The sequence below is a fragment of the Vreelandella sp. F11 genome (assembly GCF_042466685.1).
In the GTDB taxonomy this organism is placed as follows: Bacteria; Pseudomonadota; Gammaproteobacteria; order Pseudomonadales; family Halomonadaceae; genus Vreelandella.
Map to the genome: position 1 here is coordinate 3,705,604 of NZ_CP170448.1, position 23,708 is coordinate 3,729,311.

A 23,708-nucleotide genomic window follows, 5' to 3' on the forward strand; every position below is an offset into this window, starting at 1 on the left:
CAATAGATAAAAAAAGCCAGTGATATAAACAAGCCAAGGGAATGGTCGTATAGACCCCTCCATTTCGCCTAGAATAAAGCCTTTTTTATTAGTGAACGATTAGCGGGTCGCAAACTCTGGCGGGGAGAAAGGCATGTTTCACGGCGGGCTACTGGTAGCGGTTTCGTTACTCTACATTGCCGTTCTATTCGGCATCGCTTGGTACGGTGACCGCCGCGCGCGTACCCATGGCGCTACCCGTCGCCGTCCGATCATCTATAGCCTGGCGCTGGCTATTTACTGCACCTCGTGGACGTTTTACGGCGCAGTTGGCCAAGCGGCGACCGCGGGCTGGTCATTTGCGAGCATCTTCGTCGGGCCGATTTTGACGTTTCTGCTCTTCTGGCCGGTGCTGGCCAAAATGATCCGCGTCGCCAAGCATCAAAACGTTACCTCCATAGCCGATTTTATTGCCTCCCGTTACGGCAAGACCCAGTCGCTGGCCGCCTTTGCCAGCCTGGTCGCACTCGTCGGTACCCTGCCCTACATTGCGCTACAGCTAAAAGCGGTATCCACCACTTTTAGCGTACTCACCGATGCCACCGATGTGACCCATACGCCGCTATTTGGCGATACGGCCTTCTATGTGGCCATTGTGATGGCAATTTTCGCGATTCTCTTCGGCACTCGCCACACCGATGCCACCGAACACCACGAAGGCTTAATCCACGCCGTGGCGTTCGAATCGCTGGTCAAGCTGCTGGCCTTCGTCGTACTCGGCGCCTTTGTCACCTGGGGCATGTTCGATGGCCTGGGTGAGCTGATGGGGCATGCCGAAAGCCAGCTCGAACTCCAGCGCCAGTTGGCCAACCAGGATTTTGGCCAGAGTTTCTGGGCACAAACGCTGCTGGCGATGCTGGCGATTCTGTGCCTGCCCCGCCAGTTCCATGTGGCGGTGGTGGAGAATATTCACCCTGACGATGCCACGAAAGCCCGCTGGCTGTTCCCGCTCTACCTACTGGCCATCGCCTTTTTTGTGGTACCGCTTGCCGCCGCTGGTCTGCTGCTATTTTCCGAAAGCGGCGTAGAGCCCGACACCTACGTGTTAGCGCTATCAATGGCCTCAGGCCATCAGTGGTTAACCCTGCTTACCTTTATCGGTGGTTTCTCGGCGGCAACGGGCATGGTGATTGTTGCCGCCGTAGCGGTGTCGATCATGATCTCCAACGAAATCGTGATCCCGGCGCTATTCCGGCTGCGCTGGTTTGATACCAAGGCGCGGGATTATGGTCGTTTGGTGCTGCGCGCACGGCGCTTAACCATCGTTGCCGTCCTGGCCATGGCCTACGGCTTCTACCAGTTGATTGCCGAATTCACCTCGCTGGCCTCGATTGGCATGCTCTCGTTCGCCGCCGCCGCCCAGTTCGCCCCAGCGCTGATTGGCGGGCTCTACTGGAAGCGCGGTAACCGGCTTGGGGTGATTGTCGGTATGAATGCGGGCTTCGCCATTTGGGCCTATAGCCTGCTGATGCCGGCGATGATCAACGCGGGCGTACTGCCCTCTGTTTGGCTTGACGGTGGCCCGCTGGGGCTTAACTGGCTATCGCCCACGACGCTGTTCGGACTCAATTTGGGCGACAGCTTTACTCACGGTGTCATGCTGTCTCTCGGGGTTAACCTCTTCTGCTACATTTTTGTTTCCCAGGTCACTTCGCAGCGGGTGGTGGAGCGCATTCAGGCCTCGCTGTTTGTCGATAGCGTGGAGACACGTCAAACCTCGGTTAACCGCCCCTGGACCGGGGCGACCACCGTTGGCGATTTAAAAGTCCTCTGTGAACGTTTTCTAGGCGCGGGTCAGGTAGACCGCGCCTTTGAAGACTACGCCCGGCGAGTGGGTAAACCGCTGGATGACGGCACCCGTGCCTCAATCGATATCATCCAGTTCACCGAGCGCTTTCTGGCCTCAGTGCTGGGCGCTTCATCGGCACGTATCGTGGTTAACTCGGCGCTTCAAGGGCGCGGCATCGGCATCTCGGATGTGATTTCGATTGTCGATGAGGCTTCACAGGTGCTGGAGTTCAACCGAGCGCTGCTCCAGGCCACCATCGAGAATATTAATCAGGGTATCAGCGTGGTCGATCAGAACCTGCGCCTGGTGGTCTGGAACCAGCGCTATCTGGAACTGTTCCGCTTCCCTGACCACCTGATTCGCGTCGGTGCGCCCATTGATCGCATTTTTCGCTACAACGCTCACAACGGTGAGTATGGCCCGGGTGACCCGGAAGAGCACGTGCAACTGCTGCTCGATAATATCCGCGAAGGCCAACCCCACCGCTACGTGCGCTACCGCCAGGATGGCAGCGTGCTAGAGGTACAGGGCAATCCCATGCCCGGCGGCGGCTTTGTGTATACCTATCAGGACATTACCCAACAGAAGCGCATCGAAGAGGCGCTGATCCGCTCGGAAAACAATATCCGTATCTACACCGACAACGTGCCCGCGCTGATTGCTTACTTCGATAAAGAGTGCCGTTACCTATTTACCAACCGCGCCTACGAGCAGGCGTTCAATATTGACCGCAACGCGGTGATTGGTCGCCGCTTTGAAGACGTGCTGCCGATAAAACAGGCAGAGGAGCGTGCCCCCTGGGTGAACCGCGCGCTTAACGGTGAGCGAGTCAGCTTTGAAGTCTCGCTGCGAGTCAACGAGGCCATGCGCTATATGCTGGTCACTTACACGCCGCACTTTGGTGACAGCCAAGCAATTCTAGGCTTCTTTGCGCTCTACCAGGATATTACCGAGCGCCGCCAGGCAGAGATTGCCCTAAAAGAGACTAACGAAACCCTTGAGGAGCGTGTACGCGAACGCACCCAGGCACTCTCTGAAGCCAACGCAGCGCTGCGCCAGGAGAACCGGGTACGTGCCGAGGCGGAGCTTGCGCTGCGCCAGGCTAAGCAGTTGGCGGAAGATGCCAACGCCTCGAAGACGCGCTTTTTGGCCGCGGCCAGCCACGACTTGCTGCAACCCCTGAACGCAGCGCGGCTATTTACCTCTGCGCTGATGCAGAACGTGACCACCACCGATACTCAACGCATCGTTGGCCATATCGACAACTCGCTGCAGGCCGCCGAAGAGCTGCTGAGCACCCTGCTGGATATCTCCAAGCTGGACGCAGGCGCCTTAACGCCGCGGCGCAGTCACTTTGCCCTGGCCGACATTTTCCGCCCACTACGCGCCGAGTTTGAGGTGATGGCGGACGATCGCGGCCTGGATTTAGAGGTCGTGCCTACCCAACTCTGGGTCGACTCAGATCCACAAATGCTTCGCCGCATTGTGCAGAACTTCCTCTCCAACGCCATTCGCTATACCCAAGAGGGGCGCGTACTGCTGGGCTGTCGCCGCCAAAATGGCTGGCTCTCCATTGAAGTATGGGACAGCGGCCCCGGCATTCCTGAGTCCAAATTAACGGAGATTTTCCAGGAGTTCCGCCGCTTGGATCAGGTTTCCCGCCATAAAGAGAGTGAGAAAGGGCTGGGGTTGGGGCTCTCGATTGCTGACCGCATGAGCCGAGTGCTGGATCACCCCATTAAAGTACGCTCGACGGTCGGCAAAGGCGCAGTTTTCTCGGTTAGCGTGCCGATTGTGACCGCCAGCGAGGCGAGCAGTGCCGAACTCGAGCCTCAGGCGAGGCGCGGCAGCCATAAGCTGAGCGGCACACGGATTGTGTGTATCGACAATGAGACGCTGATTCTGGAAGGCATGACCGCCATGCTGAGCGGCTGGGGCTGCGAAGTGTTTACCGCCACCAGTATCGGCGGGGCCAAATCGATCCTGCGCAATATGGATGGCGACCCGGACGCTATTCTGGCGGACTACCACCTGGATAACGAAGTCACCGGGTTGATGGCGCTAGAAGCGCTCAGCGAGCGTTTTGAGGGGGCGGTACCGGGGATTGTGATTACTGCTGACCGAACCGAGGCGGTGGCAGAAGAGATCAAGCGTGCGGGCTATCAACTGCTACTCAAGCCGGTTAAACCCGCGGCGCTACGGGCGCTACTGACGCGCACCCTGCAGGCCAATCGCGCGGCGCGTTAAGCGCCGCGGTTGTAAGTAGCCGATGCCAGCTGTTGGCTAGTGGCTTAGGAAACGACTTTCGGTGGCTCTACTTCAAGTTTCTGAGCCGCGATCACCGCTTGGGTTCGCGAGTGCACGCCCAGCTTACGTAGAATCGCTGTTACGTGGGCTTTGATCGTGGCTTCAGAGACGCTCAGTTCGTAAGCAATCTGCTTATTCAGCAGGCCTTCCGTCAACATATTCAAGACGCGGAATTGCTGGGGCGTCAGCGATGCAATCGCCTCAGCAAAGCGCGACTCCTCTTCGCTAGTCTCTTCCAGCACGTTGGCCAACGCCTCTGGCAACCACACTTCGCCCTCCAGGATCTCCCCTACGGCCTCAGCAATTAGTTGTAGCGACGATGATTTAGGGATAAAACCCGACGCGCCGTAGTCAATAGCACGACGCACCACGTAGGGCTCATCGCTGCCTGATACTACCGCCACGGGAATATCGGGCATTTGACCACGCAGTTGGATCAAGCCCGAGAAGCCATGGGCTCCTGGCATATGCAGATCGAGCAGAATCAAGTCGGCATCAGGATGGCGATTCACCACGTCAGTGGTGGCTTCCATGGTATCCGCTTCGACAATTTCCGCCTGGGGGGCCAACTGGCGTAACGCTTGGGTCAGCGCTGCACGAAACAGCGGGTGATCGTCAGCGACGATAAACTTATGAGCTACTGCCATGGATATTCCTCCGGTTCCTCGAGCAGCGGGGTTGTCTGCCGCCGCGACGCTAGGCTCTTACGGTTGTGAAGCATGGTACCCCATGGGCTTCATCATGCCCAAGCATCACATGCACAATTTATAATAGATCGTTCACACAAGTGAAACACGTATCTATAAACGCGTATCTATAAACACGACCGTGCCGACCTACTCAGGTCGGCACGGTTTTACGAGATAAACAGGCCTGATCAGGCTAAACAGCCTATAGCAGTGTCGCCATTACTGATTGGCGCGATGCTCAATCAGCTCATCGACTACCGAGGGATCCGCCAGCGTACTGGTGTCACCCAAGCCATCACACTCGTTGGCTGCAATCTTGCGCAGAATGCGGCGCATGATTTTACCCGAGCGGGTTTTCGGTAAGCCTGGCGCCCACTGAATGACATCCGGCGATGCAATCGGGCCAATATCCTTGCGCACCCACTGGGTCAACTCTTTTTTGAGCTCATCTGTCGGGTCGATACCGTCATTCAGGGTGACATAGATATAGATGCCTTGTCCCTTAATATCGTGTGGGAAGCCAACAACGGCTGCTTCCGCAACAGCGCTGTGCGCTACCAGAGAGGACTCAATCTCAGCGGTGCCCATACGGTGGCCGGAGACGTTTAGAACGTCATCCACACGACCGGTGATCCAGTAGTAACCATCCTCATCGCGGCGGCAGCCGTCACCCGTGAAGTACATACCGTCGTAGGTCGAGAAGTAGGTCTGAACATAGCGCTCGTGATCCCCCCAAATAGAGCGTGCCTGACCCGGCCAGGCGTCGAGAATCACCAAGTTGCCTTCAGTGGCGCCTTCCAGTTGATTCCCTTCGTTATCGACCAGCGCGGGCTTCACACCAAAGAACGGCACCGTCGCAGAACCAGGCTTAAGCGGCGTAGCGCCCGGCAAGGGGGCAATCATGATGCCGCCGGTTTCGGTTTGCCACCAGGTATCCACAATCGGGCATTTCTCGTTGCCGATAACGCGGTAGAACCACTCCCAGGCCTCCGGGTTAATCGGTTCGCCCACTGAGCCGAGCAAGCGCAGGCTATCGCGCTTGCTGGAGTCCATGACGTTTTCGCCATGAGCCATCAGGGCACGCACCGCAGTGGGCGCAGTGTAAAGAATATTGACGTTGTGCTTATCAACGATCTCCCCCATCCGGCCATGGGTGGGGTAGCTGGGAACACCTTCAAACATTAGCGTGGTCGCGCCGTTGGCCAAGGGGCCATACACGATATAGCTGTGCCCGGTAACCCAGCCAACGTCCGCAGTACACCAGTAAATCTCACCCTCTTGATAGTCGAACACGTACTGGTGAGTCATGGCGGCGTAAGTCAGGTAGCCGCCGGTGGTGTGCTTCAAACCTTTAGGCGCACCGGTAGAGCCAGAGGTATACAGAATAAACAGCGGATCTTCCGCCCCCATGGCTTCCGGTTCACACTCGCTGGACTGCTTATCGACCAGCTCGTCAAACCAGACATCGCGCCCCTCTTTCCACTCAATCTCACCGCCGGTGCGTTTCACCACCAGGACGTTTTTGCACACATCAGTGCCGTCACGGGTCAGAGCGGCATCCACGTTCTCCTTCAGCGGCACGTGCTTACCACCGCGCACCGACTCATCGGCGGTAATCACCAGTTTGGAGTCGGCGCCGATAACACGCTGGGCAACGGCATCGGGAGAGAAGCCGCCAAATACCACCGAGTGAACGGCCCCGATACGGGAGCAGGCCAGCATCGCCATGGCGGCTTCGGGAATCATTGGCATATACAGCGTGACGGTATCACCTTTACCGATACCCAGCTCTTTCAGTGCGTTGGCCAACTGATTCGTACGTGCATAGAGCTCACGATAGGTAATGTGTTTGGAGTCGTCGGGATTGTCGCCTTCCCAAATGATCGCCGTCTGATCACCACGCTTCTCAAGATGGCGGTCAAGGCAGTTGGCACTGACGTTCAACAGGCCATCTTCAAACCAACGAATATCGACATTGTCACGCGCAAAAGAGGTATTTTTGATTTTAGTGGGCGCTTTAATCCAGTCCAGACGCTTGGCCTGCTCGGCCCAGAAGCCTTCCGGGTCGTCCATCGACTGCTGATACATGGCCTCATATTTGGCTTTATCGGCCCAGGCATTGGCGGCGAAATCGTCGCGCACCGGATAGACGTTCTGTTGATCGCTCATAAAATTGCCTCTGTCCGTGAAAATGCACTCTCTAAGAAACTGTAGTCGATACGACTATTTATGGGGCCTAATTGGCCATTATCGTAAGTATCGACTGCCATTAATGTTCCCCTAGCATAAACCTCCTCGCGCGGGCTTCCCTTTAGACATTGGTATTATCATTTTTTATTTAAAAAACAAAGATTTATAAACAAATCACGAGACAACTTCAGGCCTGTAGACCAAGGTCTTAGCGCAGTGTCGACAGCGGTAGCGACGCCCATTTACCACTAAAGCATGACGCCTCGGGGTAAATTGATGAAAGCGGCAATCGCACTGGTAACGATAAGGTGCGGACTGCGCCTGCTTAATGTCAAACCGATGGGTCACACTGGGCTCTAAACCAAATAGATCGCGCATTACCGTTTTCCACTCATGCCCGTGGGGTTTCAGACGCGGGCCATTATCCAAATGGAACACCAGCCAGTGAGCCATTTCATGGGGAATCACCTCATCAAAAAAGGCCGTGCGGTTTTCATTCAACAACACCGGGTTTAAGCGTAAGCCTCCATGGCCAAGGTGGGCTTGACCGGCCGACGCGCCGCGTAGGTTAAACCACACGGTGGGAGCTGGCAGCGCAGGGCACACTTCACAACAGCGCTGCCACGCCTGCTCAACGCGAACCCGTGCGGCCTGGTGCAACGCCGTTTCCGACATGGCTGCCAATTCAGTGGCGGGCCAGGGGGGCAGTGGTAATGTCTTCATTAGTGATAAACTAGCCGTTAAAGATAACCATTGATGAACGATTGTATAGATGAGGCTTTACCCATGGCAGAGCGCAGTGACACGCCCGACACCAACACACCCCCGCAGCCACTGCTCGAGGATGAGCAGTTGGATAGACTGGACGACTTCCTCGACTCTGATCAAGTGGATGAAGACGCCCTTGACCTGATCTCTGCCCATGGATTTTTAGTGGCCCTTGCGGTGGCGCCCAGCGAAGTTCCGCCCACTCAGTGGTTGGCGGAGCTGTTCCAAGGTGAGCCACGCTATGCCGATGACGCCGAGCGTGATGAAATTATCACCCTGCTCACGCTGCTGCGTGACAACGCGGTGGCAGTACTTGAGCAAGGTGGCTTACCGGAACTGCCGTTTGAGCTAACCTTGGGTGGCGTGCCCGCCGAGGAGACCCCCATTGGCGACTGGTGTGCGGGCTTTATGGAGGGCGTCTTCAGCGACGAGAGCGCCTGGTTCCAGGACGATGAAGAGACCGCCGCCGCCCTGCTGCTGCCATTTATGCTGCTTTCAGGTTTATTCGACGATGAACCGGATCTGGCCGAGCTGGCTAACGACCAAGAACGCCAGGAGTCGCTGGTAGTGCAGTTGCCGGAACTGGTGCTGGATCTTTACCTGCACTACCGCGTGCCACCGGAAACGCCCAAACCCAAACCGCGTAAAAAAACGCCAGCCAAGGGCAAAAAGCGCTAGACACTGAGTAACACAGACATTATTTAAGCCGCGTCACCATGGCGTCCAGCACGCCATAGATCCACTCACGGGCGCGCTGCCCCCAGGGGCGCGCTGCCCAAGCCTCGGCATCAACCTCCTGGCTGGCGGCAAAGTTACGCTCAAACAGCTCGCGTACATCGGCCGCAAGCTTCGGATCCTTCGCCTCTTGGTTGGCCTCTAAGTTCCAGTGCAAATTCCAGTGATCAAAGTTACACGAACCAATGCTCACCCACTCATCGGCGAGCACAAATTTGGCATGGATAAAGGTCGGCTGAAACTCAAAAATGCGCACTCCGGCCTTGAGCATAGTGTGATAAAAGCGCTGACCGGCAAAGCGAACGCTGGGATGATCATGCTTTGCTCCCGGTAGCAATAAACGCACGTCAACCCCTCGGCGAGCCGCCCGAACCAAGCGTCGGCGCAGCGCAAAAGTGGGCACGAAATAGGGCGTACACAGCCAGAGCCGTTCATTCACCTGGCTGACACGATGATGCAGCGAGTGGCGAATTGCTTGATAACGGTAGCCCCGTGCTGACATTGCCCGCCCAGGCGCCCCACCGGGCAGCGCTGGTGGTTTACGGCGTTCGGGGAGAGTCGCCGGGCGTCTATCGCCCTTCTCCGCCCGGGTCAGGCGCGAATGCCACAGGCGACGAAACAGCAGTTCCCAATCGGCCACCACCGGCCCTTCAATACGCAGCGCAATTTCGTACCAGGCGTTGAGAAACTCATCCACCGCGCCAAAGCCGCCGGTAAACGCAAGCTCACCATCGATAACCACTATTTTGCGGTGATCACGGCTTAAGTTACGCGCTAAAGAGTGAAAGCCAATGGGATTAAAAAAGCGCAATTGAACGCCACCGTGCAGTAGCTTTAGACGATCATCACTGGAAAGCCCCATCGCGCCATACCCATCCAGCAGCAAGCAGACCCTGACCCCACGCTGGGCAGCCTCCATTAGCACATCGCTGACTTGATCCGCCAGTTCTCCTGACTCCATCAGGTAGAGTTCTACCAGCACATAGTGGCGCGCGTCCCTGACTGCCTCAAACATGGCCGGCAGAAAGCGCGCAGCCTCTGGCAGCAGCGTAAATTGATTACCTTCTCGCCACTCGTGCCGCATAGGTGCTCCTGGTTTGGTGGCTGCCAACAATCTAGCGTGCTAATGAGCGATGCACATACAGATCGTAGCGGCTGGTTTTACCCTCGAGGGTGTGCTGTGGCGCTGGGCCCGCAATCGGCGGTGCCTTACGAGGACGCTTAACCACCACGCGATGCGTCGCCACATCCAACGCCGCTTCCAGCAGGCGTGGGGCATCGTCATCATTACCAGCCAACTCGCGAAACAGCCGCATCTCTTTTTTCACCAGCGCCGATTTTTCACGATGGGGAAACATCGGATCCAGGTGTATCACCTGGGGCATAAAGTCCGCACTGGCGACCAGCGCCTCCAGTGCTTGAGCGGCATCGCCGTGACGCAGCGTCATTCGGGCAACAATATCCGCCGTATCGCTATGTTTCGCAGCACGCTTCAGGCCATCCTCCAATAGCGCCGCAATCGCTGCGACTCGCTCAATTAACAGTACCTGGGCGCCTAGGCTGGCCAATACAAAAGCATCACGCCCCAGCCCTGCCGTTGCATCAACGATACTGGGCGTCACCCCCTTGGCAAGCCCACAGGCCTTGGCAACCAGCTGGCCACGGCCACCGCCGAAGCGGCGCCGATGAGCCGCTTTGCCCGCCGCGAAGTCAACGCTGAGTGGCTTACCGTAGCGCTTCTCATCACCGATCAGCGCTAACCCGTCATCGCGCTGCTCTAAAAGCAGGCCGTCAGGTAGAGCCATTCCCTCTATGTCGCTCTCTACAAAGCTCATGCAGGCTTTTTCCAGGCCACGTCGTTGCGCAGATAAACCGGCTGAACCAGGTGGGCAGCCTGCCCCAGGCCAGTAGCAAAATCACGCGCCGCCAGCCACGCCATCTCTTCAGCGCGGGGCTCTAAATCATCCAAATGCTGGGGCATGCTGAGCTGCACATCGACAGTAAACTGCTCCCATAACGAAAAGCCGCTGCCCACGCCTACCCAGTCGGTTTCGTCGCCCGGTAGCCTCAGCCTCTGCGGGGCTAGCACCGCCTCGGCACTCATCGGTGTAATGGTATCGTTAAGACAGTGCCAGGTGGCGGCGTACACCTCGCCCATGCGGGCATCCAGAGCGGTCACCACGTGACGTAGGTGGTAGCGTCGATGGGCCTGAAGGGCCAGCGCCTCCAAGGTAGACACACCCAGTAGCGGGCAGTCGAGGCCAAACGCCAGACCTTGGGCTGCCCCCGCCGCTATTCGCAGCCCGGTAAACGAACCCGGCCCGCGGCCAAAAGCCACGGCATCAAGCTGGGAAGGCGTTACCTGTGCGTCGGCAAGTACTTCATCCACCATCGGCAGCAGCCGGCGGGTGTGAGCACGGGGTGTCATCTCAAAGCGCGCCAGACACTCAGTGCCCGAGTCGCCTTGGCGCAGTAGCGCTGCAGAGCAGGCGCTGGAAGAGGCATCAAGGGCAAGCAGATGTAACGGCATAACAAGTGGCCACTCGAAAGAAAAGTTGCAGCATTATACCTTCGCCACACTAATACGACGATGGCCCGCATTAAGCGGGCCATCGAAACAGGTAAAACGCTATGTATCCGCTAAAGGCGCTTATCAGCTAAGGGCTTCTTTTACCTGGCGGGTAATATCGGTCACGCTGCCCACGCCTTCAATACGGTGATACTGAGGTGCGCTCTGAGGATCCTGCTTGGCCCACTGCTGGTAGTAATCAACCAGCGGCGCCGTTTGATCGTGGTAAACCGACAGGCGATTACGCACCGTGGCTTCTTGATCATCTTCACGCTGTATCAGCGTTTCACCGGTCACATCATCTTTGCCCGGCTCTTTGGGCGGATTGTGCTCAACGTGGTAAACGCGGCCCGAAGCCTGGTGCACACGACGCCCCGCCAAGCGGCTAACGATCTCTTCATCGGGCACGGCAATTTCCACCACGTGATCCAGCTTAACGCCACCCTCTTTCATGGCGTCGGCCTGGGGAATCGTGCGTGGAAAACCATCGAACAGAAAGCCATTTTCGCAGTCAGGCTGACTGATGCGCTCTTTGACCAAGTCAATGATGATTTCGTCAGAGACCAGGCCACCGCTGTTCATGATCTCTTTTACTTTCAGGCCCAGCTCAGTGCCATCTTTAATGGCCGTGCGCAGCATATCCCCGGTGGAAATCTGAGGAATCTTAAATTGCTCGCAAATAAACTGAGCTTGAGTCCCCTTCCCCGCGCCGGGGGCACCCAACAGGATTAAACGCATGGCACTGCTCCTTGAAGTTCTTGGTATGAAAAAAGCGTATGAAAATTCTGTTAACTGACAATAACCGCGCCTCTCAAGCGACACAACTCCCCAAAAGCCTGAGAGACCCGCTTTTATTTCAATTTTTTTAAATTAAAACAGCCAAATGCCCTAAATCTACCACTTTGGTCGCCCAGCGAGAGATTTAGCAAGCCTTTAAGTTGAGTAAACACAAGCGGCGCCCCGAGGGGCGCCGCTTGTGTAAGCACATCGCTAACAGTTACAGCAGTAAGCGACGAATATCGGTCAGTACATCGGCCAGGAAGGCGGTAAAGCGTGCCGCATCGGCGCCATTGATCGCCCGGTGATCGTAGGAGAGCGACAGCGGCATCATCAGGCGTGGCTGGAAGGCGCTGCCATCCCATACCGGCTTCATCTGCGCTTTCGAGACACCCAGAATAGCCACTTCCGGCGCGTTGACGATCGGGGTAAACGCCGTGCCGCCAATCGAACCGAGGCTCGAAATGGTGAAGCAGCCACCGGTCATCTCGTCGCGCTTAAGCTTTTTGGTCTGGGCTTTCTTGCCTAGCTCCGCCATCTCCTTGGCAATCTCGATCAAGGATTTCTTGTCGGCGTTGCGCACTACCGGCACCATCAGACCATCAGGGGTATCGACAGCAATACCGATATGGACATAATTCTTCCATACCAGGGTTTCACCGTCACCCTTCAAGCTAACGTTGAACTGCGGGAATTTACGCAGCGCAAAGGCGCAGGCTTTAACCATAAACGGCAACGGCGTCAGCTTGGCACCCTGTGCTTCCGCTTCGGCCTTCATCGCCTTGCGGAAAGCTTCCAGCTCGGTGATGTCCGCTTCGTCGAACTGGGTGACGTGGGGCACATTGAGCCAGCTGCGGTGCAGGTTGGTCGCACCCATTTTGAGCAGGCGCCCCATGGGCTTCTCTTCCACTTCACCAAACTGGCTGAAGTCGACTTCCGGGATCGGCGGAATACCTGCACCGCCGGTGACAGCAGCTGCTGCGCCTGGCTGAGCTTTGCCCTGATTGGCAATCGCCTGCTTCACGTAGGACTGCACGTCCTCTTTGAGCACGCGATCTTTCGGGCCGCTGGGCTTAACAAGCCCCAAGTCGACGCCTAGCTCGCGGGCCAGCATGCGCACCGCGGGACCGGCGTGAACCAGCTTGCCATCCCGGGGCTTATGGGCCGCCATTTGGGCTTCCGGACTAGGCGTGCCCGCCGGAGACTCAGACGGTTTAGCGCTGTCCTTGCTGTCACTGCTCTGCGAGGCTTTTTCTGGTGTGGCCTTTTTCGGTGCCGCTTTTTTGGCACCCGCCACTTCCATATAGCCGATCACATCGCCTTCAGAGACGGTGTCGCCCTCTTTAACGGTTAGCTCAAGGAGCTTACCTTTATAGGGGCTAGGCACGTCCATAGAGGCTTTGTCGGACTCCAGGGTAATCAGCGGATCTTCTTCGTTGACCTCGTCACCCGCGGCTACGCCGATCTCGATAATCGGCACATCAGAGGAACCTGAAAGATCCGGCACACGAATCTCTTTGCGCTCCGGTTCACCGCTGGCGGCCTCTTCCTGATCATCTTCAGCCGTTTGTTCCGGCTCGCTGCTGGCTTGACTAGACGACTGCTGAGAAGAAGCACTCTCTTGCGGTGCCTCTTCACTATCGTCGCCGCCTTCGCCAGCGATCTCCATCTTACCGATCACATCGCCTTCCGAGACGGTGTCGCCCTCTTTCACGGTAAAGCTAACGATCTTACCGCTATGTGGGCTGGGCACGTCCATGGAGGCTTTATCAGACTCCAGGGTGATCAGGGTATCTTCGGCCTCGACCTCATCGCCTTCACTGACCGCGACTTCGATAATTTCGACGCTGTCCGAGCCGCCGAGATCGGGCACTTTGATATCCACCGTCTGCTTACCGCCGGCGGACTTTTTAGCCGCGGGCTTCTGCTCTTGAGACGGCTCTTGGGTTTTTTCTTGCTTGGCTGGGGCCTCTTCAGGCTGGCTGTCAGACGAGCTCTCTTGCGTCTTCTCTTGCTCCTCCTCGCCGCCGCCTTCGACTTCCAGCTCTACGATATCGTCCCCTTCCGAGACGCTATCGCCTTCTTTAACCAGCACTTTGAGTACCTTGCCGCCTTTCGGGGCCGGTACATCCATGCTGGCTTTGTCGGATTCCAGCGTGATTAGGGTGTCTTCCGCTTCGATGACGTCGCCTTCTGACACCGCAATCTCGATGATTTCGACATCGGTATCGCCACCGATATCGGGAACTTTGATGATTTCGCTACTCAAGGTCGCGCTCCTTCCAAATCGGATCGAGCCGGTGGGCCACCGCCCACCGGTCAGCGGTTTAGCTAGTCAGCGGGTTAGGCTTATTGGCATCGATGCCGTACTTCTTAAGCGCTTCACCAACCTGCTTGCGATCAATCTCACCACGTTCAGCCAGCGCACGCAGCGCCGCCACGGTCACGAAGTAGCGGTCTACTTCGAAGAAGTAGCGCAGCTTCTCGCGGGTGTCTGAACGGCCAAAGCCATCGGTGCCCAGTACAGTGTAGTCACCCGGTACCCAGGCGCGCACTTGATCGGCATACAGCTTCATGTAGTCGGTCGAGGCGATCACCGGGCCGTCGCGCCCTTCCAGGCACTTAGTGACGTGAGGCTTGGCAGCCTCGGCGTCTGGGTTCAGGAAGGCTTCACGATCCAGCAGCAGCGCTTCACGACGCAGCTCGTTAAAGCTGGTCACGCTCCAAATGTCGGCGCCGATGCCCCAATCGTTCTCGAGCAACTCAGCGGCCGCTTCCACTTCGCGCAGAATGGTGCCCGAGCCGAGCAGTTGAACGCGGCCCTTGTCGCCTTTGGTTTCGCGCAGCAGGTACATGCCCTTGACGATATCGTCGGCGGGGACGTTTTCCAGCGCCGGGTGCTCGTAGTTCTCGTTCATCACCGTCAGGTAGTAGAAGCAGTTCTCCTTGTCGGTGAACATGCGCTTCAGACCATCCTGCAGAATCACGGCGACTTCATGGGCATAGGTCGGGTCGTAGCTGCGGCAGTTGGGGATGGTGGAGGCCTGAATCAGGCTGTGGCCATCCTGGTGCTGCAGGCCTTCGCCGTTAAGCGTGGTGCGCCCTGCGGTGCCGCCGACCATAAAGCCGCGGGCCTGCAGGTCACCCGCCGCCCAGGCCAGGTCGCCGATGCGCTGGAAGCCAAACATTGAGTAGTAGATGTAGAACGGCAGCAGCGTGACGTTGTTGTTGCTGTAGGAGGTCGCCGCGGCGATCCAGGCCGACATGGCGCCCGCTTCGGTAATGCCCTCTTCGAGGATCTGACCTTTCTGATCCTCGCGGTAGAACATGATCTGGCCTTTATCCACCGGCTCGTACTTCTGGCCTTCCGAGGTGTAGATCCCCAACTGACGGAACATGCCTTCCATACCGAAGGTACGCGCCTCGTCAGGAATAATCGGCACCACCTTCTTGCCCAGCGTCTTATCTTTCACCAGGCCATTGAGTACGCGCACAAACGCCATGGTGGTGGAGACTTCACGCCCTTTCGAGCCGCCCATTTGCGAGGCAAAGGTCTTGTCTTCGAGGCTGGGGATCTCCAGGGCTTCGAAGTCGCTCTGGCGGCTGGGCAGATAGCCACCCAGACGCTCACGCTGCAGGTGCATGTACTTGAGCTCGGGAGAGTCCTCTTCCGGCTTGTAGTAGGGCACGTCTTTGAGCTGTTCGTCGGTCAGCGGAATGCCGAAGCGATCACGGAAGGTCTTGAGCGCTTCGTACTCCATGCTCTTGACCTGGTGCGCTTCGTTGGCCGCTTCGCCATCGCCACTGCCCATGCCGTAACCTTTAACGGTATGCGCCAGAATCACCGTGGGCTTGCCGTTGGAGGTGTTCACCGCTTCGTTGTACGCCGCGTAAACCTTGAACGGGTCGTGGCCACCGCGGTTGAGCTTCCAGATATCTTCGTCGGAGAGGTCGTTGACCATCGCCTCGGTTTCTGGATATTTGCCAAAGAAGTGCTCACGGGTGTAAGCGCCGCCGTTGGCTTTGTAGTTCTGGTACTCGCCGTCGACCGCTTCATCCATGCGTTTCTGAAGGATGCCTTTCTTATCCTTCTCGAACAGCGGATCCCAGTGACGGCCCCAGACGACCTTGATCACGTTCCAGCCAGCGCCACGGAAGACGCCTTCGAACTCGTCCATCACCCGCGAGTTGCCGCGTACCGGGCCGTCCAGGCGCTGCAGGTTGCAGTTGATGACGAAGATCAGGTTGTCGAGGTTTTCACGCCCGGCCAGGGAAATAGCCCCCAGGGATTCCGGCTCGTCACACTCGCCGTCGCCCATGAAGCACCAGATCTTGCGGTCGTACATATCCTTCAGCTCACGGTGATGCAGGTACTTCATCACGTGGGCTTGATAGATCGCTTGAATGGGGCCCAGGCCCATGGAGACCGTGGGGAACTGCCAGTAGTCAGGCATCAGCCACGGGTGCGGGTAGGAGGATAGACCATCGCCGTCCACTTCCTGGCGGAACTTGTCCATCTGCTCTTCCGATAGACGGCCTTCCAAATAGGAGCGTGCGTAGATACCCGGTGCTACGTGGCCCTGGATATAGATCAGGTCACCGGCAAAGTCGCCCTGGGGGGCGCGGAAGAAGTGGTTAAAGCCCACGTCATACAGGGTCGCCGAGGACATAAAGCTGGCAATGTGGCCACCCAGGCCCGGCTTGGCGCGGTTGTTGCGAATGACCTGGGCGATGGCGTTGTAACGGATCAAAGAGCGAATACGGCGCTCCATGAACAGGTCGCCAGGCATCGGTGCTTCGCGGTGAACCGGGATCGTATTTCGGTGCGGGGTTGTCACCGAGAAGGGCACCTTCATACCGTCCCGACGCAGGCGATCCGCCAGGCGGGTCATCAGGTAGCGGGCACGATCTTCGCCCTCACGATCCAATACCGACTCCAGGGAATCAATCCATTCCGTGGTTTCGATCGGATCGAGATCTTCTCTTGTCTCCAGACTCATAGAGGTCTCTCCGAATGACGATAAATGACAATAATCCCCGCTACCCTGAAGGGCCTGGGGTGGCGGTGTGGAAGTCCACCACTCGCCAATATTCAGCCGGTGATCAAACGCCGGATAGGGTTTTAGCTCTACATTCAACAAGCTACGTACTTATTTAGATACTTATTGACGTAGTAAAGCTACATGATGCTGTTAAGCGTTAGCCTTTTGTATAGGGGAAGATACCTCAAAGTCGCCACGCTGCCAATTCCGTCGCAGTGGAAAAGCCTATCGAAAACAAACTATTGCAGTGCAACATAAGCGATATATAGAGCATACTAGGCGGCTGCCCGCTAGCCACGAAATGTAATTAAACTACCGTTTTATTACGTTGGGAGTGAAGCACTTAGCCTTTAAATCGCTCCTTCGTCCGCTAGCGCAACGCGCGACGCAGTTGCTGGTGAAAATACGCCCAATCAAATGCCGGCCCCGGGTCTGTTTTACGCAGCGGCGCCACATGGGCATGACTGGTAATACGCTCGCTATTGATCTGGGGGTAGCGCGCCATTAACCACACTGTCGCCTCTACCAGCGCGCTATACTGAGCTTTTCGGTAAGGGGTAAGGTCATCTCCCTCAAGCTCAATACCCACCGAGAAATCGTTGAGCGCTGTTCGCCACCCTGGTTGGTGAGCGTCCCACCAGCATGAGCGACCGGCATGCCAGGCACGATGATCTGTATCAACAAACTGCACGCATTCGCCATCACGACGAATAAGCAGATGAGCGGAGACTCTTAAGTGCGCTATTTCCGTAAAAAAGGGGTGCTCACCAATCGGCAACCGGTTGGTAAATAGCGCCTCAATAGCGTCGCCGCTAAACTGACCGGGAGGCAGACTAATAGCGTGAACAAGTAGTAGCGAGACCTCCCTACTGGGCCGGGCGTCGCAGTTGGGTGAAACGACTTGCCGGGCGCTACTCCACCAACCGCTAAAGGGTTGTTTGTCTTCCATACGCATGGTCTCCTCTACGGTAACGCGTTCTTCCACGGCTCTCTTTCATTATAATGGCCGCCCACAATCGATGACGTTCAGAGAATCACTGCCATGCATTATCAATCCGCTCTTGCTGAAGAAATCCGCGCCAGCGCCGCTCGCCTGTTGGCTGAGGACGTTGGCCCGGGTGATATTACCGCGCAACTGATCCCTGAGCATCAGTGGGCCAGCGCCGATGTGATTAGCCGTGACGCCGCCATACTGTGCGGAGCCCCTTGGGTAGATGAACTGTTTCGTCGCCTAGATAGCCGAGTCAGCCTGAACTGGCATGCCGCCGATGGCGATAAACTTGAAGCGGGTCAATGTTTCCTAACCCTGGAAGGCCCTGCCCGCATCCTGCTGACCGGCGAGCGGGCAGCGCTTAATGTGCTGCAAACGCTGTCGGCCACTGCCACGGCCACCCGCGCCTATGTCGACCTGATCGAGGGCACCGGCGTCCGCCTGCTGGATACTCGCAAAACGTTACCCGGTATGCGCTTGGCGCAAAAGTATGCGGTCACCTGTGGAGGCGGCCACAACCACCGAATTGGCCTGTGGGACGCGTTTTTGATCAAAGAGAACCACATTGCTGCCTGCGGGGGAATTCAAGCGGCGGTGTCTCAGGCACGCAAACTAGCCAGCGACTTGCCTGTGGAAGTCGAGGTAGAAACCTTTGAAGAGCTGGATCAGGCGCTGGCAGCGGGGGCTGATATCGTCATGCTCGACAACTTTGCCATTGAAGACCTCCACGTGGCCGTTGAAATTAACGGTGGCCGCGCCACCCTGGAAGCTTCAGGCAATGTGGACGCCACCACTCTGCGGGCAATCGCCGATACCGGCGTTGACTGTATCTCCAGCGGCGCCTTAACCAAGGACATCGCCTCGATCGATCTTTCCATGCGGATTACCCGCAGCTATAGCGTGTAACTCTGCTTATGTTTCGACGGCGTTAAGCCGCTTGGTGAGCTTATAACGCAACAGTCGCTCCCCGCTTCGCTCGACCCACTCCTCGCCGTGGTTCTTCCAGCCACGGCGCAATAAGCGCTCATGAAGCACTGAGCTAGCCTCTATCTCAATTTGCCCCTTGCCCTCTTCAATGAGCATCCGCTCGGCATGTACCAACAGCGTGGTGCCGATACCGCGGCCAGCCAATGAGGGCCACACATAGAGGGTTTCAACCCGCCCGGCGACTAAATCCAGCTCGAGAAACCCCACGCAGCGACCATCGCAATTTGCCACCAAGGTGGTGTAGAGCGCCTGCCTAACTCCCCATGCGCTGCCCTCTCGGGGCAGCGCCTGCGCCCAGGCCTTTCGCTCCGAGAGCGTATAATGTGTGGCCGCACCTTGCATTACAGCGTGGTAAAACACTTCCGCCTGGTCAGCAGCATCCCGGGCCAGCGCCGCGCGATAGGTTATCCGCGTACCGGTTTCGGTATTCGTCATGCGTCACCTCTGAGCTGTTCAACGTTCATTTGATCAAGACACATTCGATCACGCCCCATTTGGTCACGCTTAAGGCATTGGCCTGCTTTATACTACTTGGATCAATTATACGCGAATCAACCCTAGCAAAAGGCAGTGTGATGGACGACGCCCCTAACAGCGAGCACTTTACGCTGACGCCCATTGGTCATGTGGTCAGCGACTACCCTGATAAATTCGGCATCCCGCGCCAGCCGGGGCTCGCTCCGGCGGCCAATGCCCAGCTTGTCCTCACGGCGCCTTACAACGACCCACTCGCCGTGCGCGGTTTGGAAGAGTTCAGCCACCTATGGCTGAGCTTTATTTTTCATCAAAGCCCCGAGCGCTGGTCGCCGCTGGTAAGGCCACCGCGCCTGGGGGGCAATAAAAAGGTGGGGGTTTTTGCCAGCCGCAGCACCCACCGCCCCAACCGCTTGGGGCTCTCGCTGGTGAGATTAATCGCTATCGACACTCAGCATGGCGTCACTCTGCTTCTCCAGGGCTGCGATTTAGTCAGTGGCACCCCGGTGGTCGATATCAAGCCTTATCTGCCTTGGGCCGAATCTCATCCCAACGCACAGGCCGGGTTTGCCCCTGCTGCGCCATCGCTCATGGATGTCACCTTTCATCCCACAGCGCTGGACATGCTCGCTCAGCGCCAGGACAGTGCCACACTGCAGGCATTAATTGAACAGGTGCTAAGCCAAGACCCTAGGCCCGCCTACAAGCAAAAGGATCAGGGGGTTGAGCGACTTTACGGTGTGCGACTGCGCGATGTGGACGTTAAGTTTTGCCTTCGCCAAAACGGTGAAGCCACCACCTTAGAGGTGATGGCTATCGAACCTTACGCCACGTCCTAACTCGGCCGTGACGGTTTACGCGGGGAAAGTGATGCCTAAACGGCGTCCAACTTCCTCATACGCCTCAATCACACCACCCAACCCCTGGCGGAAGCGGTCTTTATCCAGCTTCTCACGGGTGTTGGCATCCCAGAGGCGGCAACCATCCGGAGAGAATTCATCCCCCAGCACCACTTCACCCTTGAAGACACCAAACTCCAGCTTGTAATCCACCAGCAGCATATCGCCTTCAGCAAACAGCGCTTTGAGGATATGGTTAACCTTAAAGGTGAGCACCTTCATTTTGGCTAACTGCTCAGGCGTGGCCCAGCCGAAGGTTTCCGCCAGCGACTCATTGATCATCGGGTCGCCCTTCTCATCGTTCTTTAAGAACAGTTCAAAGGTCGGTGGCGTCAGGGCGATACCCTCTTCGACACCCAGCCGCTTCACCAAGCCACCCGCGGCGATATTGCGGACTACGCACTCCACCGGGATCATCTGCATCTTTTTGACCAGACTCTCGGTATTGGAGAGCTGCTTTACAAAGTGGGTAGGAATACCCGCTTCCAGCAGCCGCTCCATAATGAAGGCGTTAAAGATGTTATTGACCATCCCCTTGCGGGCCAGCGACTCCACTTTTTTACCGTCGAAGGCGCTGGTGTCATCGCGAAAATTGAGCACCAACAAATCCGGATCGTCGGTGGTGTACACAGATTTCGCCTTACCGGCGTAGAGTTCTTGGCGCTTTTCCATGGGGGCTCCGTAAAGGGTCAAGGATCAACAAATTAACGTAAATAGCCGGAGACACGCTCAAGCAGCTCGCGCTGATCATCGGCGCTGAATGCCCGCTCACTGGCATTGATGGCACGCAGAATCGTCTGATCGCCGTCGGGCTGCAGGGCAAGACGGATCTCTTGAGACATCTTGCGCACGTCCGCGCTAAAGACAATTTGCAGCGGGTTGCGGTTACGCTCGGTTTCGGTCATGTATTCAACCATAAACTCGTGGCTGGCCGGATCGGCAGCCAGCAAATCACGCTGCCCTTCTTGGGCAAAATCCAGCTCAAGGTAGTGGTTCAGTTCGGCCCAGACACGGTCAACTGGCTGGGGAATAATCACTTCCCACTCGTCGCCTTGCTGGCGAAGTTGCAGCGTTTGCTCATCGGTAAGACGCTGCGCCGTCCAGGAAGAGGAGACGCTGGCAGATGCACTGCGTGCACTGAGATGGCTCTCTAATGCATCCAGGCAGCTAGCCATGGTCTGCCCGCCGCGCTCACAGCGAACCTCGCTACTCCCTGCGCGCAGCGCGCTTTGGAGGCGTATTTCCGCCTGGGACGTCACAATAACCCCCTGGGAAGCGCTACTCTGGAGTACTTCCAACTGACGGCTGCGTACAAACTCTTCCAACTGCGGCCAAACCGTACCGGTATCGGCGGCCACCACTAGCCAGGTTTGGTCGCCCACTTCACGGCGCTCAACGTACTCAGGCTCCAAACCACTACCGATTGCCAGTGACTGCGGAGGGCGGATTTCTGCCGCTTCGTCAAGCCGTGTCCCCTGGGTGGCGGCTTGAGGAACCGGCAGCGCATCGCGGTAGCGTTGGGTATTGCGGGTCTCTGGCAGCACCAGGGGCGGCGCCGGAGCAGCCTCGGTGTAGTCCAGATTACGGTCGTGGTAAAAACCATCCCGCGCACAACCAGAGAGCGCGACAGCCGCTGCAAGTGCCAGCGGAACCCATTTAAGCGCACGTATTTCAAGCACAGAGCTCATCAAGCCACCTTAAGTCAACAAATCAGGTACCCAGCTCAGCGGTAGATGAGCCGGGTAGCAAAGGGTATTGCGTCGAGTTACTCCTCTACGACGCCCGCCAGCTGCAGCGCCTCGCTCACTGTGGCGTGGTACTTTTCCGACAGCCAGGTTAACGGTAGGCGAATACCCGCTTCCGCGTACCCCATACGATTCAGCGCCCACTTCACCGGAATAGGATTCGACTCTATACCCAGATTGGTGTGCAGCGGCATCAAACGCGTATTAATCTGATGCGCCTTATCGGCATCACCGGCGACAGCTGCCGCACATAGCTCATGCATCGCTCTGGGGGCAACATTGGCGGTAACGGAGATATCGCCATGCCCCCCCATCAACATAAAGTCACAGGCGGTGGCATCGTCACCAGAGTAGAGCATAAAGTCACTGCCCTTTAGGCGAGTGATTAGATCTTCCGCACGCTCCAGGTTCCCCGTAGCGTCTTTTAAACCGATAATATTATCGACTTCGGCCAGGCGTAGCACGGTCTCGTTGTAGATATCCGAGCAGGTGCGACCAGGCACATTGTAAAGAATAACCGGCAGATCGCTGGCCTCAGCGGTGGCCTTGAAGTGCTGAAACAGGCCTTCCTGGGTAGGTTTGTTATAGTAGGGAGCCACCGTCAGGCAGTAGTCTGCCCCCACCTCTTTAGCGTAGCGGGTCAGCTCCACTGCTTCAGTGGTGTTGTTCGAGCCAGTACCGGCAATGACGGGGATACGGCCATTGACCTCTTCTACCACGCTGCGAATGACGTCAAAGTGTTCTGCGAAGGACATGGTCGTCGGTTCGCCCGTGGTGCCAGCAGCCACAATGGCATCGGTGCCATTTTCGAGATGGAAGTTCACCAGGCGACGAAGCGCCTCCCAGTCGATGTCGCCATTGACTTTCATAGGCGTCGCCAGGGCGACAATGCTGCCTGTGATCATCCGTTTATTCCTCACCAGCCAAATTGTGATATCAACTATCTACGTTTTTAAGTGCTAAGTTTTTTAAGTGCTAAGTGTTTTAGATACTTCTCTAAACCGAGCGGGATCCCGCTATTTTGCCTCAAGCACTACACCGCACAGAGGACAAATGGTACTCAGGCGATTCGAGCCTGTACAGCGTAAAGCGATGTGAGTTTGCCGTCACCCTGTTTTGAGCTTTGACAATGGCCCCTGGCTTACGTGTAATCGTGCCTAGCACTTCACCTTTAACACCCACGTCAATAAGGAGACTCTATGTCTATTGAAATTGGTCAGCCCGTTGCCGCCTTCTCCGCCACCGCCACGGGTGATACCACCGTGACGCTATCCGAACTGCGCGGCAAACAAGTGGTCATTTACTTCTATCCGAAAGCCAGCACGCCCGGCTGCACCACCGAGGGCGGGGACTTTCGCGATCGTAAATCCGCCTTTGATGCCGCGAATACAGTGATTCTAGGTGTCTCTCGTGACGGCCTACGCGCTCAGGAGAACTTCAAGGCCAAGCAGGATTTCAATTTTGATCTCATTTCCGACAAAGATGAAAATGTTTGCACTCTGTTTGACGTTATCAAGCTCAAAAAGATGTATGGCAAGGAGCACCTGGGAATTGAGCGCAGCACCTTCCTGATTGATAAGGAGGGCAAGCTAGCCCAAGAGTGGCGTGGCGTTAAAGTGCCTGGCCACGCTGACGAAGTGCTTGCCGCGGCTGAAAAACTTAACGCAGCTAGTTAACCCCTCATGCCCGCGACCAGCGCGGGCAGTG

At 57.0% G+C, this 23,708-nt stretch carries 19 protein-coding genes; 5 read left to right on the forward strand and 14 right to left on the reverse strand.

Annotation, left to right across the window (positions count from 1 at the left end; translation table 11 throughout):
* Nucleotides 1-133 precede the first annotated feature (133 nt).
* Entirely contained in the window at nucleotides 134-4,075 is a 3,942-nt protein-coding gene (locus tag ACFIOZ_RS17020) for a NahK/ErcS family hybrid sensor histidine kinase/response regulator (protein WP_386079888.1), read from the forward strand.
* Between the two features lie 44 nt (nucleotides 4,076-4,119).
* Here the strand turns inward: ACFIOZ_RS17020 and ACFIOZ_RS17025 are convergent, their stop codons facing one another.
* The 3 genes from ACFIOZ_RS17025 to ACFIOZ_RS17035 form a co-directional block, all read right to left on the reverse strand.
* Nucleotides 4,120-4,782 carry a response regulator gene (locus ACFIOZ_RS17025; protein ID WP_088699402.1) on the reverse strand — a complete coding sequence of 221 codons (663 nt, stop codon included), beginning with the start codon at nucleotides 4,780-4,782 and terminating at the stop codon, nucleotides 4,120-4,122.
* 261 nt (nucleotides 4,783-5,043) lie between these two features.
* Nucleotides 5,044-6,993, reverse strand: coding sequence for an acetate--CoA ligase (gene acs / locus ACFIOZ_RS17030; RefSeq protein ID WP_386079889.1), 1,950 nt, complete (start codon nucleotides 6,991-6,993; stop codon nucleotides 5,044-5,046).
* A gap of 195 nt (nucleotides 6,994-7,188) precedes the next feature.
* On the reverse strand, nucleotides 7,189-7,737 hold the full coding sequence (locus ACFIOZ_RS17035; protein ID WP_386079891.1) for a SprT-like domain-containing protein: 549 nt from the start codon (nucleotides 7,735-7,737) through the stop codon (nucleotides 7,189-7,191).
* A gap of 63 nt (nucleotides 7,738-7,800) precedes the next feature.
* Here ACFIOZ_RS17035 and ACFIOZ_RS17040 point away from each other — a divergent pair, with 63 nt between their 5' ends.
* The gene (locus tag ACFIOZ_RS17040) at nucleotides 7,801-8,460 is read left to right on the forward strand and encodes a YecA family protein (protein WP_386084124.1); all 660 of its coding nucleotides are present in this window, start codon (nucleotides 7,801-7,803) and stop codon (nucleotides 8,458-8,460) included.
* A 19-nt stretch (nucleotides 8,461-8,479) separates the two neighbouring features.
* On the opposite strand, the gene ACFIOZ_RS17045 is transcribed toward ACFIOZ_RS17040, so the two are convergent.
* From ACFIOZ_RS17045 to ampD, 7 genes are all read right to left on the reverse strand, one after another.
* Entirely contained in the window at nucleotides 8,480-9,601 is a 1,122-nt protein-coding gene (locus tag ACFIOZ_RS17045) for a phospholipase D-like domain-containing protein (RefSeq protein WP_386079893.1), read from the reverse strand.
* 31 nt (nucleotides 9,602-9,632) lie between these two features.
* Complete coding sequence (locus ACFIOZ_RS17050; protein ID WP_386079895.1) at nucleotides 9,633-10,352, reverse strand: class I SAM-dependent methyltransferase; 720 nt, start codon at nucleotides 10,350-10,352, stop codon at nucleotides 9,633-9,635.
* Nucleotides 10,349-11,047, reverse strand: a complete 699-nt coding sequence (gene tsaB / locus ACFIOZ_RS17055) for a tRNA (adenosine(37)-N6)-threonylcarbamoyltransferase complex dimerization subunit type 1 TsaB (protein WP_226250640.1) — start codon at nucleotides 11,045-11,047, stop codon at nucleotides 10,349-10,351. The genes ACFIOZ_RS17050 and tsaB overlap by 4 nt, the downstream gene beginning before the upstream one ends.
* Nucleotides 11,048-11,170: 123 nt before the next feature.
* Nucleotides 11,171-11,824, reverse strand: coding sequence for an adenylate kinase (gene adk / locus ACFIOZ_RS17060; RefSeq protein WP_386079896.1), 654 nt, complete (start codon nucleotides 11,822-11,824; stop codon nucleotides 11,171-11,173).
* A 259-nt stretch (nucleotides 11,825-12,083) separates the two neighbouring features.
* On the reverse strand, nucleotides 12,084-14,132 hold the full coding sequence (gene aceF, locus ACFIOZ_RS17065) for a pyruvate dehydrogenase complex dihydrolipoyllysine-residue acetyltransferase (protein WP_386079897.1): 2,049 nt from the start codon (nucleotides 14,130-14,132) through the stop codon (nucleotides 12,084-12,086).
* A 58-nt stretch (nucleotides 14,133-14,190) separates the two neighbouring features.
* Nucleotides 14,191-16,863, reverse strand: a complete 2,673-nt coding sequence (aceE, locus tag ACFIOZ_RS17070) for a pyruvate dehydrogenase (acetyl-transferring), homodimeric type (RefSeq protein ID WP_386079898.1) — start codon at nucleotides 16,861-16,863, stop codon at nucleotides 14,191-14,193.
* A gap of 412 nt (nucleotides 16,864-17,275) precedes the next feature.
* Nucleotides 17,276-17,854, reverse strand: coding sequence for a 1,6-anhydro-N-acetylmuramyl-L-alanine amidase AmpD (ampD, locus tag ACFIOZ_RS17075; RefSeq protein ID WP_386084125.1), 579 nt, complete (start codon nucleotides 17,852-17,854; stop codon nucleotides 17,276-17,278).
* Between the two features lie 93 nt (nucleotides 17,855-17,947).
* Here ampD and nadC point away from each other — a divergent pair, with 93 nt between their 5' ends.
* Complete coding sequence (gene nadC, locus ACFIOZ_RS17080) at nucleotides 17,948-18,802, forward strand: carboxylating nicotinate-nucleotide diphosphorylase (RefSeq protein WP_386079900.1); 855 nt, start codon at nucleotides 17,948-17,950, stop codon at nucleotides 18,800-18,802.
* A 6-nt stretch (nucleotides 18,803-18,808) separates the two neighbouring features.
* Here the strand turns inward: nadC and ACFIOZ_RS17085 are convergent, their stop codons facing one another.
* On the reverse strand, nucleotides 18,809-19,318 hold the full coding sequence (locus tag ACFIOZ_RS17085; RefSeq protein ID WP_386079901.1) for a GNAT family N-acetyltransferase: 510 nt from the start codon (nucleotides 19,316-19,318) through the stop codon (nucleotides 18,809-18,811).
* Nucleotides 19,319-19,458: 140 nt separating this feature from the next.
* Here ACFIOZ_RS17085 and tsaA point away from each other — a divergent pair, with 140 nt between their 5' ends.
* Nucleotides 19,459-20,196, forward strand: a complete 738-nt coding sequence (gene tsaA / locus ACFIOZ_RS17090) for a tRNA (N6-threonylcarbamoyladenosine(37)-N6)-methyltransferase TrmO (RefSeq protein ID WP_386079903.1) — start codon at nucleotides 19,459-19,461, stop codon at nucleotides 20,194-20,196.
* A 15-nt stretch (nucleotides 20,197-20,211) separates the two neighbouring features.
* Here tsaA and purC read toward each other — a convergent pair whose 3' ends face one another.
* The 3 genes from purC to dapA all read right to left on the reverse strand — a co-directional run bounded on the left by purC (nucleotide 20,212) and on the right by dapA (nucleotide 22,906).
* Nucleotides 20,212-20,928 (reverse strand): phosphoribosylaminoimidazolesuccinocarboxamide synthase, encoded by a 717-nt coding sequence (gene purC / locus ACFIOZ_RS17095; RefSeq protein WP_386079904.1) that lies wholly within the window; start codon nucleotides 20,926-20,928, stop codon nucleotides 20,212-20,214.
* Between the two features lie 32 nt (nucleotides 20,929-20,960).
* Complete coding sequence (gene bamC / locus ACFIOZ_RS17100) at nucleotides 20,961-21,944, reverse strand: outer membrane protein assembly factor BamC (protein WP_386079905.1); 984 nt, start codon at nucleotides 21,942-21,944, stop codon at nucleotides 20,961-20,963.
* Nucleotides 21,945-22,021: 77 nt separating this feature from the next.
* On the reverse strand, nucleotides 22,022-22,906 hold the full coding sequence (gene dapA / locus ACFIOZ_RS17105; RefSeq protein WP_386079907.1) for a 4-hydroxy-tetrahydrodipicolinate synthase: 885 nt from the start codon (nucleotides 22,904-22,906) through the stop codon (nucleotides 22,022-22,024).
* Between the two features lie 294 nt (nucleotides 22,907-23,200).
* On the opposite strand from dapA, the gene ACFIOZ_RS17110 reads away from it, so the two are divergent.
* On the forward strand, nucleotides 23,201-23,677 hold the full coding sequence (locus ACFIOZ_RS17110) for a peroxiredoxin (RefSeq protein WP_386079909.1): 477 nt from the start codon (nucleotides 23,201-23,203) through the stop codon (nucleotides 23,675-23,677).
* The last annotated feature ends 31 nt before the right edge of the window (nucleotides 23,678-23,708 follow it).

What these genes read in the sequence shown, in the direction of transcription:
- ACFIOZ_RS17020 (WP_386079888.1), top strand. Translation starts at nt 134, where the DNA reads ATGTTTCACGGCGGGCTACTGGTAGCGGTTTCGTTACTCTACATTGCC.
- ACFIOZ_RS17025 (WP_088699402.1), bottom strand. Translation starts at nt 4,782, where the DNA reads ATGGCAGTAGCTCATAAGTTTATCGTCGCTGACGATCACCCGCTGTTT.
- acs (WP_386079889.1), bottom strand. Translation starts at nt 6,993, where the DNA reads ATGAGCGATCAACAGAACGTCTATCCGGTGCGCGACGATTTCGCCGCC.
- ACFIOZ_RS17035 (WP_386079891.1), bottom strand. Translation starts at nt 7,737, where the DNA reads ATGAAGACATTACCACTGCCCCCCTGGCCCGCCACTGAATTGGCAGCC.
- ACFIOZ_RS17040 (WP_386084124.1), top strand. Translation starts at nt 7,801, where the DNA reads ATGGCAGAGCGCAGTGACACGCCCGACACCAACACACCCCCGCAGCCA.
- ACFIOZ_RS17045 (WP_386079893.1), bottom strand. Translation starts at nt 9,601, where the DNA reads ATGCGGCACGAGTGGCGAGAAGGTAATCAATTTACGCTGCTGCCAGAG.
- ACFIOZ_RS17050 (WP_386079895.1), bottom strand. Translation starts at nt 10,352, where the DNA reads ATGAGCTTTGTAGAGAGCGACATAGAGGGAATGGCTCTACCTGACGGC.
- tsaB (WP_226250640.1), bottom strand. Translation starts at nt 11,047, where the DNA reads ATGCCGTTACATCTGCTTGCCCTTGATGCCTCTTCCAGCGCCTGCTCT.
- adk (WP_386079896.1), bottom strand. Translation starts at nt 11,824, where the DNA reads ATGCGTTTAATCCTGTTGGGTGCCCCCGGCGCGGGGAAGGGGACTCAA.
- aceE (WP_386079898.1), bottom strand. Translation starts at nt 16,863, where the DNA reads ATGAGTCTGGAGACAAGAGAAGATCTCGATCCGATCGAAACCACGGAA.
- ampD (WP_386084125.1), bottom strand. Translation starts at nt 17,854, where the DNA reads ATGGAAGACAAACAACCCTTTAGCGGTTGGTGGAGTAGCGCCCGGCAA.
- nadC (WP_386079900.1), top strand. Translation starts at nt 17,948, where the DNA reads ATGCATTATCAATCCGCTCTTGCTGAAGAAATCCGCGCCAGCGCCGCT.
- ACFIOZ_RS17085 (WP_386079901.1), bottom strand. Translation starts at nt 19,318, where the DNA reads ATGACGAATACCGAAACCGGTACGCGGATAACCTATCGCGCGGCGCTG.
- tsaA (WP_386079903.1), top strand. Translation starts at nt 19,459, where the DNA reads ATGGACGACGCCCCTAACAGCGAGCACTTTACGCTGACGCCCATTGGT.
- purC (WP_386079904.1), bottom strand. Translation starts at nt 20,928, where the DNA reads ATGGAAAAGCGCCAAGAACTCTACGCCGGTAAGGCGAAATCTGTGTAC.
- bamC (WP_386079905.1), bottom strand. Translation starts at nt 21,944, where the DNA reads ATGAGCTCTGTGCTTGAAATACGTGCGCTTAAATGGGTTCCGCTGGCA.
- dapA (WP_386079907.1), bottom strand. Translation starts at nt 22,906, where the DNA reads ATGATCACAGGCAGCATTGTCGCCCTGGCGACGCCTATGAAAGTCAAT.
- ACFIOZ_RS17110 (WP_386079909.1), top strand. Translation starts at nt 23,201, where the DNA reads ATGTCTATTGAAATTGGTCAGCCCGTTGCCGCCTTCTCCGCCACCGCC.